Origin of the sequence: Salipiger sp. 1_MG-2023 (assembly GCF_030547555.1) — a bacterium.
Classification (GTDB): domain Bacteria; phylum Pseudomonadota; class Alphaproteobacteria; order Rhodobacterales; family Rhodobacteraceae; genus Salipiger.
In genome coordinates, this window is record NZ_JAUOQN010000136.1 from 1 (window position 1) to 2,626 (window position 2,626).

General features: G+C 58.1%; 3 protein-coding genes. All 3 read right to left on the minus strand.

The features are described 5' to 3' along the window. Positions 1-97: 97 nt before the first annotated feature. Genes Q4543_RS24110 through mobC form a run of 3 tightly spaced genes read right to left on the minus strand, consistent with a single transcriptional unit; the run spans position 98 to position 2,351 of the window. Positions 98-277: a hypothetical protein gene (locus Q4543_RS24110; RefSeq protein ID WP_303442647.1), complete on the minus strand. Its 180-nt coding sequence runs from the start codon at positions 275-277 to the stop codon at positions 98-100. Positions 278-297: 20 nt separating this feature from the next. Then, complete coding sequence (locus Q4543_RS24115; RefSeq protein WP_303442650.1) at positions 298-1,998, minus strand: relaxase/mobilization nuclease domain-containing protein; 1,701 nt, start codon at positions 1,996-1,998, stop codon at positions 298-300. Next, a complete protein-coding gene (gene mobC / locus Q4543_RS24120) occupies positions 1,995-2,351 on the minus strand; it encodes a plasmid mobilization relaxosome protein MobC (RefSeq protein ID WP_303442653.1) in 357 nt (118 codons plus the stop codon). Before mobC ends, Q4543_RS24115 begins: the two co-directional genes overlap by 4 nt. Between the last annotated feature and the right edge of the window lie 275 nt (positions 2,352-2,626).

The window sequence follows — 2,626 nt, forward strand, 5'->3', positions numbered from 1 at the left end:
GAACTTCCCTCAGAACCGATCTTGCCATGAAAAGGGCAGACCGCCGAGGGTTTATGTGATCATCCGGGATGGAACAAATAGTGAACGAATGGTCACCTCACGGCTCGTCGCGCTTGCGAACCGAATTCTTGGGCGTTTCGGTTTCCTGCGCCTGCAGGGCCTCCGCCTTCTCTGGCGCTTTGGCATGCTCCTCCCAAATGCCGGAGTCCTCCATGTCTCGCACGGTATTCTGAATTTGCTCTACAATCTGGTCAATGAAACTCTTTTCGGTGTTCATGGTCATGTCCTTTCGTTTGCTTAGAATTTGGGACCAAACGAGAATGGCGCCGGCGCCGTACCATTTGGTTTGGGTTTGCTCTGCTCAATTTTTTCCCGGTGCGCAGATCGCCGGGTCAGCCAGCCTTCAACAATCGCCGCAATTCCTCCTGCTGCCGCTCCAAGGCGAGCAAGCGTTTCTCCAAGTCGGTCACGAAACGATTGAAGGCGCGATGCAAAGTCTCGAATTCGCTCGGTGAGGCGCTGGCGTTCTTCAAACCAGCCTCGAATGTCGTGTTCAGTTTCTCGACAGCGCTCAACAATGCGCTCTCGAACGGCGTCAGTTGCGGATGTGTCATGGCCTACCTCGTTACTTTTGTTTCGACGCAGACGTTGCCGCCGTTCAGGTTGGGGATCGGACAATCGGCGAGGGTGACGCTGCGTGGCAGGCTCAGCACCCGGCCCAAACCGCCAAGGCCACGGCTCACCACTGCCCCTTCGAGGCCGAACCTCGCCAGCCCCAGCTCTGGCGTCGAGGTTTGCGGCTTGGGAAAGGACAGTTGCACCGCCATCAAGAGCACCCAGAAGGTCAGAAAGACCCCGACAAGATAGGTCGGCAGCATTGTCTTCCACGTCACTGTGCGCCATTCCTTCCGGCTCTCTTCCAGCTCCGCTGTCGCTTGACGTATCTTGCGCGCCTGTGCCTCGACTTGATTGACGGTCCGGTCCTGGATCATTTCGCTCAGCTTTTCGAGGTCGCACATATCTTGCATGATTTTTCGCTGCGCGGCGCTCAACGCTTGCGTCAAATGCTGCTCGAAACCGTCCAGCATCTCCTGAGTTTGGGCTTCGGTCGCGTGAGTTTGTGTCTCGACCTTGGCCTGCAAGCTTTGCAGCAAAGTACTCATCTGCGGTCCAGTCTTCATGGAATATCCTGCCTTCTAGGCGAAATGTGTTCTGGCTGTCGGAAGCGCCCGCGACGCGCATGGTGATGCGGGTGTCGCGCTTGCGGGGCTTGCCGCCTCGGGCCTCTTCCGCATCGAGCTTGCGGCGTTTCTCAAGCTGCTTCTCAGAGAGCGGTTTGAATTCGAGACCATCCAGTTCGGCCAGGACGGCGCGGACATCGGCATGATTGCGTATATCACCGGCTTCGATCTGCTGGACGATTAGCGTCTGGATCGTTTCCTTGACCTGTTTCCGGTCGCCGAAATCTAACACCGGCTTGATCATGCGTTTGCGACAGATTTCCTCCGGGCTGACCCAGCCCGCGAGGACATTCCAGTAGTCTCGAAAGGCGTTGAAATAAGCCTCTGATCCCGGTGGGGCGGGGTTGAACGAGCGGTTGTGGTGAAGTTCCACACGCGGGATCAGGAAATGCAGTTCAACATTGCCCATATGCTGATGGCGCACCCAGAGGATATTCGTTTGATCGCTCTCCAGCCCTGCGAAGGCGGCCTTTTCGAAATCGGCCATCACAGCCGTCTGTTGTGCCACCGAGGGATTATCCTCAGCATGGAAGGCCACGACGCCGCTGGTGTAGCGCCACTTTCGCGTGTTGCTGTCGATCAGGGCGCGGGTCAGGTCGGGATCGCCTGACAAAACCTCTGGCAACACATCCCGGCGGACGGTCTGGCCGGAAATGCGCTGGCGGTCTTCGGTATAGGCCGCGACCTCTTCGGCCAGCAGGTATTCCACCGCCGCGCGTCCCGAACCATCGCCATGGGTAAAGAAGCGAACCATCATCGTGAGTGCTCCGCAACGATCTCCGCAAGCTGGCGGTCCAATGCCATCAGCAGGGTGCGCACGGCGATCAGGTCAATTGCACGACCGGCCTTGTGGTCGCTATTCATGGCGCGGGCAATCTGATTGAGATTGTTGCCCGCGCGGCCGACCGCGGCCAGCAACACGGGATCGGCTTCCGGTGGTCGCGCCCGTCGCCGCATCGGTTCAGCGGACAAAATACAGCGGGCATACTCGGACAAGGATCGCTCTTGGGCGCGGGCTTTGCGCAACCAGGTGGCACGCTCGTCCTCTGTGCAGCGCACCCGCAAAACCAGCTCTCGCACCATGCGCGGTTTCGGTGCTCTGTTGCTCATGTCAGCCACATCGGACGCTCTGTGCGCCGGGTTTGGGGTCGAGGGGAAAGGGCCTGCCCATTCCCTCGCAAGGTGCATGTTGCGTAGCCACATGCGTAACCTTGCTCAATTATCCGTTTCGCCATCGACACGAATCCACTCAAGCAAAAGTTTAAGCTGCTGATTGCGAAGATCAGAGTGCTTACCGGCAGGCCATGGTGAGCTACCCCCCGAAATTCGGACACTGACATAAGCTATGATTTGCAGTCTGCTGATCTTCGACGAGAAGGAGATCA